Consider the following 17,133-nt stretch of genomic DNA (forward strand, 5'->3'; position numbering starts at 1 on the left):
ACTTGCTTTTTACTCTAAGAATATATCTCCCTTTAACCTTATATCCTCTGAAGAACTACCAATCATTATTTCCCATTTCCCTTTAAAAATTTCTAATCTATTTGTTCTTGTATTATAAAAAGACAATTCATCTGCGGGAATAGAAAATTCTATTATCTCGCTTTTACCAGGCAATAATGTAATACGTTTAAATCTTTTAAGCTGTTTTTTAGGAACCTTGAATGATGCATCAACTGCCCTGACATAAACCTGAACAACCTCATCTCCTTTTAATTTACCAGTATTCTTAACTTTAAAACTAATTTTAATTTCTTCATCACTTTTTATTTTACTTGAATTAAACTTAAGCCCTTTATACTCAAAAGTCGTATAAGAGAGTCCATGACCAAAGGGAAATAAAACAGGTTTATCAAAATACATGTAAGTTCGTGGATTATTTATTATATCGTAATCCGACATCGGAGGTAATTGATCAGTTGATGCGTAGAAAGTTTGAGGCAACTTACCACTAGGGTTATAATCTCCAAAAAGTACATCAGCTAAGGCTTTTCCACCCATTTCTCCGCCATACCAGGCTCCAACAATAGCTCTTGCCTTTTTCTCTGTTCCCGAAAGAGCAAGAGGACCTCCATTTACCAGTACTACAATTACATTTGGATTTACTTTGCTGACTTCAGTTATTAATCTTCTTTGAACTTTAGGAAGTTCAATTTCCTTTCTATCCAGTTCTTCTCTAGAAATCCCCTGATTAATACCCAGTACCAGTATTACTACATCATTTCTCGATGCTACTTTTTTTGCCTTCTTGAAATCTTTCGTTCCTAAGTCCCATGCCAATCTTGCGGTAGCACCCATTCTATTTTCAAAGTATTCCATTTTTATTTCATATTCTCTTCCAGGTAATAACTTAACATCCACACCAATAGGTCTTTCTCCGTGTTCAGTCCAATCATCAATTAATAGTTTTCCATCCAAATATAGACGGGAACCGTCATCACAACTCGTTCCAATACGATGAATTGTATCTGGTGGAATAATTTTTCCAGTCCATCTGATAGAAAATCTATCCTTTGGTAAACCCTTTATGGGCGACTCCCCACCAGAGTTGAAATTAACCACCGGATCTATTCTGGTTATTACAGGTTCTCCAGACAGATTCATATTATCAAAATATTCTCCTTTCAATCCTCTTTGATTCGTTCCTTCAACTACCGAAAAATATTGTGGCTCTATCGGGTTAAGTAATCCACCACCTATACCACATCCCATATCATATTCCACTTTTATATCATACAACTCTGCTTTTTCCGTTATACCGTCTAATGGACTTACGAGTATGTTCGGAAAACCGCTATAACCACCCAACTGTGCTTCAGCAGCATTGGGTCCAATAACAGCTATGGATTTAATCTTATTTTTGTCCAGTGGTAATATACCGTCATTTTTTAACAGCACAATGGACTTCCTTGCGGCTTCAAGTGCTAAATCTCTATGTTCCTGACAATCCAGCTCTTCTACAGGAATAGATGAATATGGAACATATTCTGGAGGATCAAACTCACCAAGTCTAAATCTTGCTGATAAAACTCTTGCGACTGCCGTGTCAATATCTTTCTCTTCCAGTAAGCCTAATTCAAGAGCTTTGAAAAGATGTTCTCTATACATATTACCGCAGTTTAAGTCACAACCGGCTCTTATACTCCTTGCTACAGCTTCAGCTGGGTTTTCAAAAAGTTTATGTCCATATACCATGTCAGCGATTGCACCACAATCAGATACTACATATCCAATAAATCCCCATGTTTTACGTAATAGGTCCGTCATTAAGAAAAAACTTGCATTACAAGGCGTGTGATTTAATTCATTGTATGCTCCCATTATTGAGTATGCCTTTCCTTCAACTATAGCCGCTTTAAAAGCTGGTAAATAGTATTCAAATAGATTACGCATATCTACATCGGAAGAACCTGTATGTCTTCTAAATTCTTCGTTATTAGCTATAAAGTGTTTGGGTGTTGCTACCGTTTTTAGATAATAGGGATGATCTCCTTGCATACCCTTCACAAAGGCCACAGCCATCCTTGATAAAAGGTAGGGATCTTCGCTGTAGGACTCTTCATTTCGTCCCCACCTTGGATCTCGTGCAATATTTATGGTTGGACTCCAATATGTTAAACCTTTTCCTATCTTTTTATACAAAACACGAGCTTCATCAGAAATAGCTGAGGCTACTCTATAAACAAGGTCAGGGTCCCAGGTAGCACCAAGAGCAATAGACTGAGGAAACGAAGTAGCACCCTCAGCCATCACCCCATGTAATGCCTCATTCCAGTAATTATATTCGGGTATACCAAGCCTTGGAATAGCATCTGCTCTTTGCGATAGCTGGCTTATTTTTTCCTCAATAGTCATCAATTTTATTAAATCATTTAATCTTTCCTTATAAGAATTGGGTTTGAATACGTTTACCACTACACTGCTGGATACTTTTGGCTTTCCTTTAGTGGACAGAGTTAACAAATAGTATCCAGGTCTTGGAAAAATTGCTTTGGTTGTAGGACTTAATGGGTTTTTAAATTTTACATCGGGATTATTTACACATTTCCACTCTACTTTTATATTTTCAGGATTTACCTTACCTTCAAGTTTTACAGATTTAGTTTCTTTCCAGTTAATTATTTTATTGTCTCCAGCATCGACGACTATCATTTTGTCCTTAGAGAATAATAGATTACACTGTAAAAAAACGAAAGTGACCATTGCAAAAATCAAGATGTTTTTTTTCATCTTTCCCTCCAGTTTAATAATTATAAGCTTTTATTTATATTGATTGAGCCATTGTAGTAGAAATTTCATAATCAAAAATAAACTTCTTTGTGAAAATTAACTTTATGACTTCTCATTATCAAATAAATTTTTCATGTTATGGTATTATATTTACTATCACTCTTTTGTATCTGGTAAGCGGAGGATTTCCTTTGTCAGTAACGCGTAAAATGAAATGTGCAGTCTCTCCCTTTTCAACCTTCGGAGCAATGACCCAGACGTGGCAGACATTCTCGGCTGAATTAATTTCAATCGGTTTTTTATATGATCCTGCTTCAGGATAATGAAACCACAAAAAACTTAAGTTATCTCCATCAGGATCATATGAACCACCGGCATCCAATGTAAAACCTTTTCCTGATTTTACAGTAAGTTCTTCGGGATGACTTAAAACAGGTACAGGTGGATGATTAGCTTCTTTATAACTTTTTATACACCAATCCATACGTGCGGCAAAATCATTCTGAAAATCATCTCTCCACCGCCACAACGTTACTTTATTGTCTTTGAATGTGATAGTATCTCTTCGAACAGTTCTTCCATATTCGTTAAATATATATGGTGTATAAGTATCGATAGCATCTGTCCATATTTTTCTTGTCTCAGGTTCAATAGGAACGCCTGAATTTCCTTCCTTTATGTTTTTAAAATCTGGGATATACAATTCATAACGACCTCCCCAGCCTCCCCAATCAGGATGCTCAGGTTCGTTCAGTCCATTGGGTATTAATGAAAGCCAGGAAGGTGTATCTCCTTCCATTCCATAGGCCACATCGGGATACATCGCACCAAGAGGTCCATGACCTTGTTGAATATTTTGTGCTATCCATTTATTACTGATTGTTTCATTATTTATCCCCTCTACAAAAGTATTTATTGCACTCCATGTTGCGCTTCCATAATCATCGCCGGGACTGACTATGTAAAACAGCTCAGGAAAATTTTTTCTAATCCATATACCACTGTCATCTTGGTCGGATATAGTATAAACCCTCAACTTTGAGATTAATCTCTTAGCCTCATTTTCAGTTTTTGTGTTTTTGATTTTATACAATGCTTGAGCAAGTGTATTAGCTCCTCCCCATACACAAACCCACAAAGGTCGTTCATCGTTTTCTTCGAGAACCTTAATAATCCAATCAGAACCTTCTGAATCTTTCCCCTCACCAACTCCTTCCATTCCATATTTCGCTATACCTTGTTTAACTATCTTCAATAAATCTTTAGCGCTTGGAAATCCTTTTTCGTGCTTATTGAGGTTGGGCTGTACCTCACCATATGCATGAACTACTTTCCTTATCAATTCAGGTCTAACTCTATTTTTCTGCCAGACAGATGTTGTGGCAATTAACCCTTCTATATCAATTACATTTGAATATAAAAGTAATCGAACCAATGATTGTGTATCATCTGGATCAGCATCAATATCGGTAAGAATAATTGCTCTGTGTTTTTGAATTGACTGTGAAAATAGAGATTGAAACAATAAGTTTAAGAAAAATAGTATAAAAACAACTGTTTTAATACCCATTTTTAATTTAAAATTCAGTAACAACTCATTCATAGCTAACCTATTTTATTTCTTCAAAAACCATTTTATCTATGTTAAAGTAATTACCATCAAAAACAAGTCTGAGTACATGTTTTCCGGCATTGAGTTTGATTTCCTTTTTTATCACCTCCCACTTCTGAAATCCTGATGTATTGGGAATTGAAAAAGTACCTGTGATATCTTTTCCATCGCATTCAAGATGCATTTTCCCGCTATCGAAGGAAGATGCTATATAGAATAGGACTCGATACTTAGCAGATTTTTTAACATTTACCGTGTACGATAAAAATTCACCTTTATTTATCCATCCAACATTGTAACCCCCTTCAGAACATTTTTCAATGTCAACACCTTCTTTAAATCTGTACTCTCCACCCTCGTTAACATCGTTTTTATCATAGTAGGCATCACAGGGACAACCCATATCAAAATCTTCTGCTTCAATTGTACCCGGGATAGTATGTTTTTTGAATGCTTTTTGTTTCTTATCACAAACTTCCAATAACCTCCATCCAAAATAAGAACCATCTTTTGAATCAAGCAAACTCGCCTTCCTGCCCTCTTTAACGGGAGTATTAACAGAAAGCATGAGATTTGGAAATTTCTTATTGATAATTTTTAATAGACCGTAGTACGTGTACTCAATTTTCCAGAGCTGATTGTCATCATTGGTAAAGTTAGATACAATTAGCCTGGAGCCATCTTCATTACACTGAATTACTTTATTTTTTTCTTTACGATTTGAAATTTTATAAACGCCCTTTCCAACATATTCTAATTTCCACTGGTTGGCGATATTTTTCCTTTGTGTTGTAAGTTTTAATTCTGAACCAAGCACTAAATTTCCTGCGTTGTTCTGAGGGACAAGATAATAATGAGGTGTACAATCAAGCTCTGCATATTTATTCAGTGGGGGAATTTTACTATCAAAATTAAACTTTATAACATAAGCCATTTCATCAAACCACTTATCAGGTAATTTTATAATGAGCCCATCCGGTTTTTGTTTATATTTTAGAGGAATGTATTCTTTTGCTTCTCCATTTATCATTACGACCGATTTCAAATTCTTAAGGTTAATTCTATCTGAGCCCAAAAGAGATAGTTTTATTTTCTTCTGGCCTTCTTTCCAACCCATAAGAATTGCATAGAGGGTTGTATTATCCTTTGAACGAGTATAACGAATATCTTTCTCAGTGCCCTGAGGAGGAGCTATGAAAACACCATGATCAGCTCCCATTTTTGTGGGACCTTCGCCGAACCAGTCCCACATACGCGTATTATAAATAGCTTCTCCATATTTTTTAAGCCAGTCTCCGATTTTATAGAGTATCTCTTTTTGCTCATGAGGAATTGTACCGTCGGCTTTCGGTGAGATATTCAAAATCAAATTACCATTCTTACTAACTTTATCAATTAATGAATGTAATAACTGTTTTGCCGAATAATATGTTAGACCATCGGTATAACACCAACTAGATGGACTTATGGCATCATCGGAAAGCCAGTAAAATTCAGTAGGATACGTTGGACCACCACGCTCATAGTCAAGAACTGCACATTCTATATTTAATCCATCCTTGAAAGTTGCAACAACCTCTTTGTCCCATTCTATCGCACGATTGTAAAAGTATGACAGGAATTCAAGTAATACAGGTTGTGAGATTTTATTCAGATTAAAATCCTGATATAGTATATCAGGTCTATACAAATCTATTAATTCCTTAAGCTTAGCCAACCATAGAGCTTCATTTTTTTCTTTTCCCTGTTGGCCATAGAGTATCTGGAGTTTGGGATCATCCATTTTGGGAACATACTCATAATATCCAGTTATATTGTATGCATGATGCATAGAGAGAAATAGTTTTATGTTTCTTTTTCGGATAGCTTTAGATAGCAACCCAACCAGATCAATTTTTGGTCCCATATCTTTTGCATTCCAGGGATTAACTTTACTTGCCCACATTGAAAAACCGTCGTGGTGTTCGGCAACCATTCCAGCAAATTTAGCACCTGCATCGGCAAATAGTTGAGCCCATTCATCTGGGTCAAAGTTTCCACCTTTTGATTTTAGCTTGGGAGCAAATTGGACAAAGTTGCCCTGTTTATCTTTTGCTCCAATAATAAAGTAATGATATGGCCATTTGCTTATATCACCATACTTTTCTATATGATGTTTATTTTCAGCAGATCCTTCTATGTACATGTTTCGGGGATACCATTCATTGGCAAATGCTGGCACCGAGTAAACCCCCCAGTGTAAATAAATACCGAACTTTGCATCTTTAAACCATTCTGGAACGGGGTTCACTTTCTCCAACGATTCAAATGATGGTGAAAAAGGTTGCCCTTGAATTGGTACACAGAGCTGAATAAGTAAAATTGTAATAACCAACAATTTAGTTTTCATTGTTTAAATACCCCTCTCTTCAAATTGTACCCTTCTAAATCCTTTTAATATAAACAATTTTAAATTTAAAGCGAGTAATTTTTATAATTTTTATATTTTATATTTTTTCTCGATATTATTTTTCCCTATTTTTAATTATTATGAATCTGTACAATCTTATTTTTAAAATTTAGCACTGACGATTAAAGAATATGTGAGGTATTATTGGAATATAACCTGCATTATCGGTAAGATTTTAGAGTTTTAGCATTCTTTATTTATTTTTATTTTTTTAATTTATCCTCAAACCTTTTAAAATTGGACAAGTTCTTTTTCCACTTTGGGATAAATCTTATCTATTTGCTCCTGTACTTCAATTGTTTTACTTATCGCTGTGATAATACGGCAATAGCGAGGTGCATCGTCCATATTTCGTCCCCTGCGGTCTTTTAAATATTTCTGTAGTACCTGATAACCACCAATGTGGTAGTTCCAGACTTCTGGTGTGATACCCTCGAAATATTTATCTTTGTTTATGTAAATACGTTGTTCACTCTCCTTATAAATGACTTTTTCTATGCGATCGTTGGTACCACTACCCTGATACTTAGCAATTGGTGGATCTAGATCCGGGCTTTTGAGAAGATGCAGGTCCGCCAGCTGCTTTCCAAAGCCAGCTATTTGTTTGAATAGTTCATGACTGGCGGTAAAAGGCACGCGCGGGAAATCAATTTTTAAAAACTCAGCATAGGTTTCGCGGTAGATGTTACTGTAAAAAACACCGTAGATATAATAAAGAATCTCTTCCGGCGTAGGCTTTTGCCCATAAACCGATTGCAGTTTTTCAAAAATTTCTTCTGGGATATTTGGTTCTTTTTCGTATTGGTGTTGATTGAATATGTCCTTCTTGTTTTTATCGGGGTAAAGAAATAATGGGAATATATATGTTATTTCACTAGTCTTATTAGATACATATGAACTTTCAATTATTAATTCAGAAATTAAGCAATGTCGCCAATCTCGGCTTGCTTTAACTTGTTTTGAAATAGTCAACCCAATATTTTCTTCCAGCATGTGGCACATGACTTCGGGACGCATGCGTTCAACCAAGGCTTGATGATAAAAAATGTATCTTTCATCAAATGGGCGATATAGTATCTTTTTAATGTATTCATTTATGTTGGTAATTTTTGATATTTCTTCTCTTACACTTTTAATTTTCCAGTTTGCTTTATTTCTTAAATTATATGCTTGTAGTATTATTTCATCAGGTTGAGAAAGATTCTGAAATTGTAACATCCTATTTTGTAATTCCCTTTTATTATAACTGATAACAAAATTGTCCCGTGAAGTAACAATTCCAACGCTGTTTACCGGAAAAATCTCATTGATTCGTTTCCATTCTAAATATTGTTGTACTTTTTCAGTATCTCTTTTTACAAAGAAATAAAAAGGGCTTTGCGGGTTTATCTCAACATAATTTTCTTTCTTAAAGTCATTTCTCTCCAGCCATTCATATTTTTCTTCTCTCAATCCATATAAGTCCCGATGAAATACTTTTGTCTCTTTCGGCTTTTTATTCTTAATAAATAGAGCAATCGCTACACCCTGGCGAATATCAAAAACGTTTCCATCCTTGCCACCATCTGGTGTGGTTTCCTTTTTCAGGCTGTTACCGTGCAAATCGAGAATGTAAATCTCATCAAAGGTCTTCATAAGGCTCTGGCGCATACCGCGAAAAGTAGGATTATCAAGATAACTGTGATTGGTAATCATACCCACAATTCCATAGCCTGACCTCTGAATTTTCCACTGGGCAAAACGTAAAAATTTTACATAGTCATCCTGTAGCCATTTAGGATTTTTCTCGCCAAGTGGTTTACCATCGACTTTGTAATAACTCTGGGTACTATCTATATCTTCCTTGAGCAATCGTTCAGTCCATTCGTTTATATTGGCAGATATACCGCTGTAGGGCGGATTTCCAAGAATAACCAGCACAGGCTGATCTTTTTTTACCTTACCTGCCATGTGGCTTTCTTCACTCAAAGATGAAAGTCCCGGGATAGAGATTTGTTTGATTTCTTCCATCTCCAGTGTATTGGTCAGAAATAGATTAAAGCGCTCATCCTCAGCCATTTTATAGCCAAGTTCCTCAAAAATAAAGCCTATCTTTAAATGACCGATTGCATAAGGTGCCATCATCAGTTCAAAGGCATAATAATTTTTCAGTATATGATTCTTAATCCATGTGTGCAAACCGCCTTCGCCGTACTTTTCTTTAAATTCATTAGCAGCAAATCGTATGGCTTCGGTGGGGAAGGTGAGTGTTCCACCCGCTGGATCAAGTAGTTTCACCTCTTTGCTGGCAAGCCCATCCGCCAGATCAAAATGGGATTTCAGTATAGAATGAATAGAACGAACAATATAACTAACCACCGGTTCTGGTGTGTAATATACGCCTCGCCGCTCGCGTATTTCTGGATCATAGGTTGCCAGAAATGTTTCATAAAAATGGATGATTGGATCTTTTCCCTTACCGGTTTTATAATATTCATGCAGGATTTTGTTAACGTCGGCGACATTTAGAATTTCTGCGATATCATCAACAATAATTTGCAGGGATTTTGGTGGATCTTCAAGCGATATAAAGCGGAAAACGTCGCGTAAGATTCCAATGGTATGGGGAATAAATTCGAAAGCCAGTTTACGATTGAACTCGCCATTTGCTCTTGTTCGCGCGGCAAACAGGCCATAAGTAATGGTTTGGGCATATAAATCAGCGAATTGTTTCTTGGTTAAGGTTGCAATCAGATATTTTTTAAAGGCTTCATAAAAACCGATAATTTTTTTATGCCCTTTACTACTCTTTTCTGACATTTCGACTGCTATCACCTCATCACGAAGGAAACGTGTTCGTTTTGCCAGCTCAATCGCAAGAGAGCGTGCAGTTTGGACTTTTGGAAGTGAGAATGAAAAGAACAGGCCAAGTAGTTTCTTGAATTTATCCGCATTTTCTAAAGGCGGTGTTTTTTGCAGTTTTTGTGCAATTACTGGACGCCCTATCATTACCTGTTCGATAAGCTTACCATCTCTGTAAAGCCGGAATTCATAGAAGTTTGTCAAAATCACATTAGGGAAGGTAGATAAATATCGTTTTAATTGTTCTGTTCCCTCAATATAATTTAGATTTGTGACTGAAGGATCTTTGGCTTCGATGTATCCGGTGATATGGTTTTTACCGTCCCATACACGAAAATCAGGGTTTCCTGCCTCAGTCTTTTTAGGAATGATAGTTACATCAATGTTTTTAATATTCTGAATTTCTGCATATCGTTTGATCAACTCTTCGAGATGTTTGTAATAACTTTCTTCACGGGCATCGCCACGATTAAAAGTTTCAGTAAGATTTTCAAGGTATCGTTCGAGTATTTCTCTCATTTAATATATTTCTCCCTTAATAGTATTAATAAATTCAATTTCAAATTGAACATATGTTCTTCTTTGTTTCCACATCATATAAAATCTAAAAACAATTTTTCAAATTGGGAAAGAAGAAAGACTGTAAAATAGATATTTGTATCTTTATAAATTTGTTTTGCATTCCGGATATACCATTTATAATATTTAATAAGAAATAGTACGTTTCTAGTTCGGATTATAAAACAAAAATTTTTCTGAAATCTTTCACAATAGCATTCTTAAAATATTTGTTAATATGGAAACTAAAAATAGTGTTACAGAATAAGAAAAAAATTAACATTAAAAGTTGAAATAATAAATTCATTCTAGTATAATTCATTTTTTTGGTATATAACAACAAATATTACCGGTGGTAATGGATCGCGCCGCAGTATAATACAGTGAAGTTGGTCGTTAAAAATTATTACGTTTCATTTTGATACCGTTTTTCTATTAAATTCATATGGCTAATAATATTAGATTCTCTTTCTTTATTAAGTTTTCGTCTATGGTATGCAAAGAATAAACAAATAACACCTACAATCAGGGTGACATGTACTACTAACCATGCGATACAAAGTTTCGTTGAAATAACGGATCCAGTAATGATAGCGATTAGTGTCGAAAGGCCTATACCGAGAAAGAGAAAACCTATTGAGTTATATATATATTAAGTTTTTCGGTAATGGTCTCAATATCTTTTTTTAAATTATCCCATTCTTCACATAAAATGGAATAAGCTTTACCTGACTTGGGTGGAAGAATTTTATAACCTTGTTTCACTTGAATTGAGTATTTCTCATTCATCTTTATCTACCTTTTCTTTTATAACAAAACCTGTAGTTTTAGCATTTATTAAAATAGTATTGCCGCAATTATTGCATATTACCGGAATTATAGGCATTATTGGTGTGCCCCCTACTACCAAGCTTCCACCACGAAATTCTCTTAACTCAAAAACTCTATCTTGAACTGACCAATTTCCAACCCCACACATAGGACAGGGTCGTTTTTGCCATTTTTCATTAAGAAATTGAATGATCCTTTCCACAACATTTTTTTCCATATCACCTCCTATATATTTTTAAAATTTTTGCGCATAATTTGACAACCATCGATACAATGTTTTAAAAAAGCAAACTGATTAATTAAAAGAAAAAATTGCCTGAACTTTTTCATAATTTATTGTTTGATACAAACTTTGAGATAGACTAACAAGAAAACATCTTGAACTACCAATATGTAATGAATCAGTCAGTTTTATGCGCCCGTTATGCTTCAGATTATTTTTCATAAGGTGGTTTCCATCGTTTTGTCAGTTCTTCCAAACTCCAAGTAATTAGTTTATGTGATAAAACCCTAACGGTTCCAGATGGTATAGGAAATAAAATATTTTGTGTTAAATCTGATTCGTAGGTTTCACCACGTTCAGTAATTATCCCTAACAAATTACCATCCATATCAACGACAGGTCCTCCACTAGCACCTCTTGCATATGTATTATCTATCCAATATTCAGCAGCTTTTAAAGAAAACGAAATTTGTTTTTCGAAAAATTTAGTTTTAAAATTTTTAGATATAATGTGAAAAACGCCACCAATTATTCCATGTTTTACCATAATCCAGGGGATAATTGAATATGAAAATTCTTTGATTTTATTTATATTTTCTTGACCGCCAACTGCAGATTTATCTATATTTTCAGGTAAATCTAATGGTAGGCGTAAATCTTCTGAAAAACCTGCCATAATTACTTCTGTACCCTCTTTGGGGATATCTTGAGACAGTGAAATTGGAGGAACTTTGTGCGGCTTTAAAGGAGCTAATATAGCTAAGTCAATATTTAGAGGAGAAATAAATTTTTGTCCTTGGATTCCAAGGCTAATTCCACCAAATTTATAAATACATGAAAATGCTCCACCGCCAATATACGGAATTGCTAAAATACTTTTAGATTTATCTTTTACTTGACTAGAAACGACATGATTAGCAGTTAAAATAAAACCAGATTCATTAACTATCACACCACTACCATGTGAGTATACTTTACCAGTTTTATTATCAATTACAACTATTTTAACTAGAGACTTTTTAACAATATCAGTTACTTTAACTTTTGTCATAATTCCCTCGATTTATTATTGAAGCATAATATAATATTATTTATACTAATGCAAAAAAGAAAAAACTAATGTTCATGGCTACCTAATAAATGTTGCCAAATAATTGTTGATTTTTTATTATTCATAAATTTAATCATGTTTTATACTTATTTTTCTTTTTGTACAAGTTGTTCGTTTTACCAACTTAAACTAAAAATCAGGAGGACTTCTTATACCTTTTCCGCTTTGATTAATCACATGAGTATACATCATAGCTGTCTCCACATTTTTATGTCCTGATAATTCCTAAACCATTTTGACATCACAACCTGCTTTCAAAATATGGGTAACAGATGAACAACGAAAAGTATTATAACCAGCATGTCTGGTTATCCCTGCCTTTCTAACAGCTTGCTCTACTTTAATCTCTTTAAGTTGAGGTCCATGGTGGAAGTCGATTATCCGCTTTATCCAGTTCATTTAAGCCTCTTCCATACGAATGCTGTAATTCTATAGCTAAATCGTCTGGTGGACTTGATCGAAAAACCTGCAGAAGTGGCTCGGAACTTTGATAAAGGGTCACTTGTTTTTATGAAAGCAATTTCCTTCACCAAATACTTTCTAGTTTACATAACAATGTTGCAATAAATACTAAAAAACAATTTCATTTTTGTCAATACCCAATTTAAGAAATTTGCACATCCACAGGCAGCCAGCTAACGCCTGACGAAACCCGCACAAGTGCTTAGCAGCACCGACTGTAATATTTACAAAAAACTCTTTAAGAACACTAATCCTTAACTTATTCAGTTCGTCTAAACATAAATTACTGTTCTTTCAATTTAATCAGCAATTTGTTTATTTCTTATCGCATCAATTACTGCTGGTGTAAAATATCAGTTTTTTATCAAATAACTGTTCAAACTCAGTTATTATATCAACATCACTATTTTCATCAGGACCTCCAACAGAATATGATCCAAAAATACCAATCATACGGATAACAAATTCAGAATCGTGATAAGTTAATTTCTCTCTTAATATTATCTGAATATTTCCACAACCAATTCTATTACTACTTGTTTTTATTTTATTGTTTTCCGCACCATTGTTTTTTTTAATGTTATATGAATAAATAATTGTTTATCCATTTTGATCTTGTCCAATTTTATTTTTTAAACTTAACTCTAAATAGTCTGCCGAGTGTAATTTATAGAATTCCTTGATTCCCTTTTTATTCGCTGTTATACGCTGAGGCAACTGCCTATTTTTTAATTTTAATCATTTCGTTTCCACCCCGCATAAATTCATAGGGTACTTTCATTATCTCTAAATCATTAACTTTATTAATTAAACTGTCAATAATTTTATCAACAAATAACGATTTCTTACCATTAAGTCCGATCAAGGGAAATATTCTAATTTCCCTGGATATCCTCAGCATTTCTTTAATAGAATCTTCATGAAACTCATAACTCAATCTATCATCATATAGAAAAAGGAAATGGGACGATAAAACCAGGGAGAATTCATCATCTTTAAAAGGAAGTTTGGGAAGTTTGGATTTGATATATTTATTACCTCTCTCATTCCGGTAGTGATTAATAAACGCCTTATATGTAGCCTTGCGATGTTTTATTAATTCGCCAGGGGTTTTGAAATAATTCCAAACATACATATCTTCGATTCCAAAAAGTGTCTGCATAACATTTGAAAGATCATTCTCACATTTCGCCTCAAGAACATCAGGGTCGATATCATAAAGAACATCGGTAGCGATAACATCGTATCCCTTTTTCGATAATTCAGCTGTAAAAGAAGATGCTCCAGATGCACAATCTAATATTTTATTATTCTTCAGGTAATCCAAGGATAAGTCAAACATTTTCATGTACTCGTCGTAGCTCCGACCCACAAATACTATCTTGTCTATGTTAAATTTCTTTTCCATTTTAATTCACTTCTATTTCCTTTGCGTATAACGTTTTGGGGATATGTGAATTCCCAACGATAGTTGGGATTTGGACAAGAGTAAACAAGCCACATATCCTCCTACTAAGTAATCCGAATAGCGAGATCGAAGCGCAGCAGAGTTTCTAATCCCACTTACTTTTTCTTTCAACCATACATCCAAGCCCTAGGTGACTGCTATATCTTTAGATGGTTTTACAGCAATGACAATCTCTACTGGTAATCCAAATAATTTAAATTTTTCTCTGTATTTTATCTTGAATCCAGCTTCATTTATTGATTGTTTGACATATATTGGTCTACAGTCAACATATTGAGGGAATTTTTTATGTGCCCATTCATATAGCTCCAATAATAGTGACTTTTCATTCTCCTTTGACATACTAACGACTCCAAGTCTACCGTTAGGTTTCAAGACTCTTTTAATTTTAGTAAGAATCTCTGGGATCTCAGGCGTATCGAAAAGTTCGAGGGTAAAACTCATAAAAACAGCATCAAATTTGTTATTCTCGTAGGGCATCTCTAAAGCGTCTCCACAGTATAGCTCAACCCTGTCCAAAAGTCCAGCTTTTTTAAGCCTCTGTTTGCTAATTTCCAGCATTCCAGAAGATATATCAATACCATAAACATTTCCATCTTCACCTACCAACTTTGCCATTTTCATTAGGCAATGACCTGTACCAAAACCAATCTCTAAAACAACATCTCCTTTCTTGATGTCTAGTAACTTCAATGCTTGATTTCTATGTTTTTTCTCAGAAACTCCGGCAAAATAATCGTAAAATCGACTGATCTTATCATAAGTTTTTTTCGCTTGAGCCCTAGTTCTATGTACTCGCAATACCAAAGGGTTTTTCAAATTCATTACATGTCTCCTTTAGCGAGTTCGGGAAATTTCGGACAACGTTCGGGGGTATGCAAAGTCCCGCTTTGTGGGATTTGGGCGTAACCGAGTGCGAAGCTACATATCCCCCTGTTGTCCGAGTGCGAAAGCACTGAAGCGAGCGGGAAGTTCGTCTCGGTGGCATATCACTCTTCCTCTTTTCGTTTATTCAGTTCTTCTAATACGCTTTTTACCAAATCTTTGTAATATTCTACTAATCTATAGTTTTCCTTTTCCCAAGGTTTTGATGGGTCCTTTTCATATTGAATAATCTGCCTTAAATAATCTCTTTTAGCAATTCCGATCTCTCTAGAAATGGTCGTCAATATAATACCTGCCTGTCTGTCATCTCTGGCTTCTCCTCTTTTAAGTAATTCTTTTTTAATCACTTCTCTATTTATAACTTCGTGTTTTAAACACAGAGGAAGCAATATTTCCCTTATACGACGGGGAGTAGTTCTAGCTTCTGATAAATAGTTAGTCAGCAGATCTCTAAGTTCATTTTCATTGTATTTTCCAGGTTCATCGGACATTAAAATTTTAAATTGCCTTTTTCTAGTTCTTTCTTTCTCGACCTCTTCTGGTATTATTACTGTTCGAGCAATAAGCTCTTCACCGTTCCTTGTTCTCACATATTTCAAAATGACTGCATTGATACTAACTCCATAATTATTTGAGAGCCATTCAATCATTCTTTGTAATGACTCCTCAATCGAAAAACCAACAAGGAGAATTCTCTGAGTTTTATTAATGGTTAAATCTTCTAGATCAATTTCTTCAAATTTCTCACTTAAGTAGTCTTCCAAACTTTGGTTAGTGTACTTGATACATATTTCGCTGAGCTTATCAACATCCCATGAAGAAACATCTGAAGCATAATCAATGGCTTGAGTTAGTACATCTCTTGGGAGTTTATCTCTTTTCAATTCGACTACAACAAGATTTCCTGATTTATCTATACCAAGAAAATCCATTGATCCTGATTTTGTTGGCACCTGCTCCCCTATAATCAATATATCTTCTCCAAGTATTTGGGGATTGCTTTTAATCCATTTCTCCAGGTCCTCTGTTTCTTTTCGTCCTGCTTCAACCATTGTCATCTCAATAGGCTCCAATTTACCGTTAATAATTTGCCATACTTTTATTTCTGTTGCCATATATATACCTCCATTTCAAAGAGGCCGAGCCGAATTTCGGATAGCGTTTCGGGCATACGAAGTTCGACTTTGCCGATTTTGTGCAAAGCGAAGAGCAGCCGTATGTCCGCTGTTAGGCGAAGTGCCTTCTAAAGCTCTCATAATATTTTTGAATGTTTCTTTCTCTTTTTGAAGCGTATATTCTCTAACTGAACCACCCGAATTATATTCTTAGGATCATACTTTTGAATCAAAAATGTAGCATCTTTAGTTCCGTAGTAAACCCAAAACCGAAACGGTACTTCGACAGCTAGCAATTTCTTAATGGATTTAATTCTAAAAGACGAATCAATTTCAAAAACTGAAACAGGTCTCAAATCTGCCAACCAGACAACATCAATTAGATCACCTCTTCCGTCAGCTCTGAAATTATCTACTCGATACTCACTCAAGCCCTTAAGATTAAAGCTGTTAGCTAAGTTGGTAATACCATGTTGTATAGCGTCATGAAATTGCTTCCTATTCAAAGATTTCCACAAAATCTCTTCCGAGATATGCTTTATATCATGTATGACAGATTCAATAAAAGCTTGTCTCTCTTCAAGAATTTTTGGCATCGGGTCACCTCATAATCATGTAAACGTTGATGGCATTTCGTATGACGTTCCCAGCGTATACGACGTTGCGACCAAAGGGATCAATGTCCCGAAGGGCAAGGGCGTAATCCCGCAGCGTATATGCTGTGTTATCTGCTGTCGCGGTATTTTTCAAATTAACCATGTTTTGACTAACGTCCATATTCCTAATAGAGT

Annotated in this window: 11 protein-coding genes; all 11 read right to left on the minus strand. The window is 34.9% G+C overall.

What is annotated here, in order from left to right; genetic code table 11:
- Positions 1-9 precede the first annotated feature (9 nt).
- The gene (locus H0Z29_10775; protein MBO8131975.1) at positions 10-2,787 is read right to left on the minus strand and encodes a glycoside hydrolase family 3 C-terminal domain-containing protein; all 2,778 of its coding nucleotides are present in this window, start codon (positions 2,785-2,787) and stop codon (positions 10-12) included.
- 136 nt (positions 2,788-2,923) lie between these two features.
- Complete coding sequence (locus H0Z29_10780; GenBank protein ID MBO8131976.1) at positions 2,924-4,357, minus strand: DUF1593 domain-containing protein; 1,434 nt, start codon at positions 4,355-4,357, stop codon at positions 2,924-2,926.
- A 40-nt stretch (positions 4,358-4,397) separates the two neighbouring features.
- Positions 4,398-6,788: an alpha-L-fucosidase gene (locus H0Z29_10785; GenBank protein MBO8131977.1), complete on the minus strand. Its 2,391-nt coding sequence runs from the start codon at positions 6,786-6,788 to the stop codon at positions 4,398-4,400.
- A 291-nt stretch (positions 6,789-7,079) separates the two neighbouring features.
- Positions 7,080-10,208: an N-6 DNA methylase gene (locus H0Z29_10790; protein MBO8131978.1), complete on the minus strand. Its 3,129-nt coding sequence runs from the start codon at positions 10,206-10,208 to the stop codon at positions 7,080-7,082.
- Between the two features lie 820 nt (positions 10,209-11,028).
- Positions 11,029-11,295 (minus strand): hypothetical protein, encoded by a 267-nt coding sequence (locus H0Z29_10795; GenBank protein ID MBO8131979.1) that lies wholly within the window; start codon positions 11,293-11,295, stop codon positions 11,029-11,031.
- Positions 11,296-11,512: 217 nt separating this feature from the next.
- On the minus strand, positions 11,513-12,352 hold the full coding sequence (locus tag H0Z29_10800; protein MBO8131980.1) for a trypsin-like peptidase domain-containing protein: 840 nt from the start codon (positions 12,350-12,352) through the stop codon (positions 11,513-11,515).
- Positions 12,353-12,637: 285 nt separating this feature from the next.
- The gene (locus tag H0Z29_10805) at positions 12,638-12,811 is read right to left on the minus strand and encodes a hypothetical protein (GenBank protein MBO8131981.1); all 174 of its coding nucleotides are present in this window, start codon (positions 12,809-12,811) and stop codon (positions 12,638-12,640) included.
- A 784-nt stretch (positions 12,812-13,595) separates the two neighbouring features.
- The gene (locus H0Z29_10810) at positions 13,596-14,282 is read right to left on the minus strand and encodes a hypothetical protein (protein MBO8131982.1); all 687 of its coding nucleotides are present in this window, start codon (positions 14,280-14,282) and stop codon (positions 13,596-13,598) included.
- 186 nt (positions 14,283-14,468) lie between these two features.
- Positions 14,469-15,167 (minus strand): methyltransferase domain-containing protein, encoded by a 699-nt coding sequence (locus tag H0Z29_10815; GenBank protein ID MBO8131983.1) that lies wholly within the window; start codon positions 15,165-15,167, stop codon positions 14,469-14,471.
- Between the two features lie 164 nt (positions 15,168-15,331).
- On the minus strand, positions 15,332-16,342 hold the full coding sequence (locus tag H0Z29_10820; GenBank protein ID MBO8131984.1) for a DUF91 domain-containing protein: 1,011 nt from the start codon (positions 16,340-16,342) through the stop codon (positions 15,332-15,334).
- Positions 16,343-16,479: 137 nt separating this feature from the next.
- A complete protein-coding gene (locus H0Z29_10825; protein MBO8131985.1) occupies positions 16,480-16,938 on the minus strand; it encodes a hypothetical protein in 459 nt (152 codons plus the stop codon).
- Between the last annotated feature and the right edge of the window lie 195 nt (positions 16,939-17,133).

Source organism: Candidatus Neomarinimicrobiota bacterium, assembly GCA_017656425.1.
Lineage (GTDB): Bacteria > Fidelibacterota > UBA2242 > UBA2242 > B5-G15 > JACDNV01.

Bases quoted from the DNA above. Each gene is read 5' to 3' on its own strand.
- H0Z29_10790 (MBO8131978.1), bottom strand. From the start codon at position 10,208: ATGAGAGAAATACTCGAACGATACCTTGAAAATCTTACTGAAACTTTT.
- H0Z29_10815 (MBO8131983.1), bottom strand. From the start codon at position 15,167: ATGAATTTGAAAAACCCTTTGGTATTGCGAGTACATAGAACTAGGGCT.
- H0Z29_10785 (MBO8131977.1), bottom strand. From the start codon at position 6,788: ATGAAAACTAAATTGTTGGTTATTACAATTTTACTTATTCAGCTCTGT.
- H0Z29_10780 (MBO8131976.1), bottom strand. From the start codon at position 4,357: ATGGGTATTAAAACAGTTGTTTTTATACTATTTTTCTTAAACTTATTG.
- H0Z29_10795 (MBO8131979.1), bottom strand. From the start codon at position 11,295: ATGGAAAAAAATGTTGTGGAAAGGATCATTCAATTTCTTAATGAAAAA.
- H0Z29_10825 (MBO8131985.1), bottom strand. From the start codon at position 16,938: ATGCCAAAAATTCTTGAAGAGAGACAAGCTTTTATTGAATCTGTCATA.
- H0Z29_10800 (MBO8131980.1), bottom strand. From the start codon at position 12,352: ATGACAAAAGTTAAAGTAACTGATATTGTTAAAAAGTCTCTAGTTAAA.
- H0Z29_10805 (MBO8131981.1), bottom strand. From the start codon at position 12,811: ATGAACTGGATAAAGCGGATAATCGACTTCCACCATGGACCTCAACTT.
- H0Z29_10810 (MBO8131982.1), bottom strand. From the start codon at position 14,282: ATGGAAAAGAAATTTAACATAGACAAGATAGTATTTGTGGGTCGGAGC.
- H0Z29_10820 (MBO8131984.1), bottom strand. From the start codon at position 16,342: ATGGCAACAGAAATAAAAGTATGGCAAATTATTAACGGTAAATTGGAG.
- H0Z29_10775 (MBO8131975.1), bottom strand. From the start codon at position 2,787: ATGAAAAAAAACATCTTGATTTTTGCAATGGTCACTTTCGTTTTTTTA.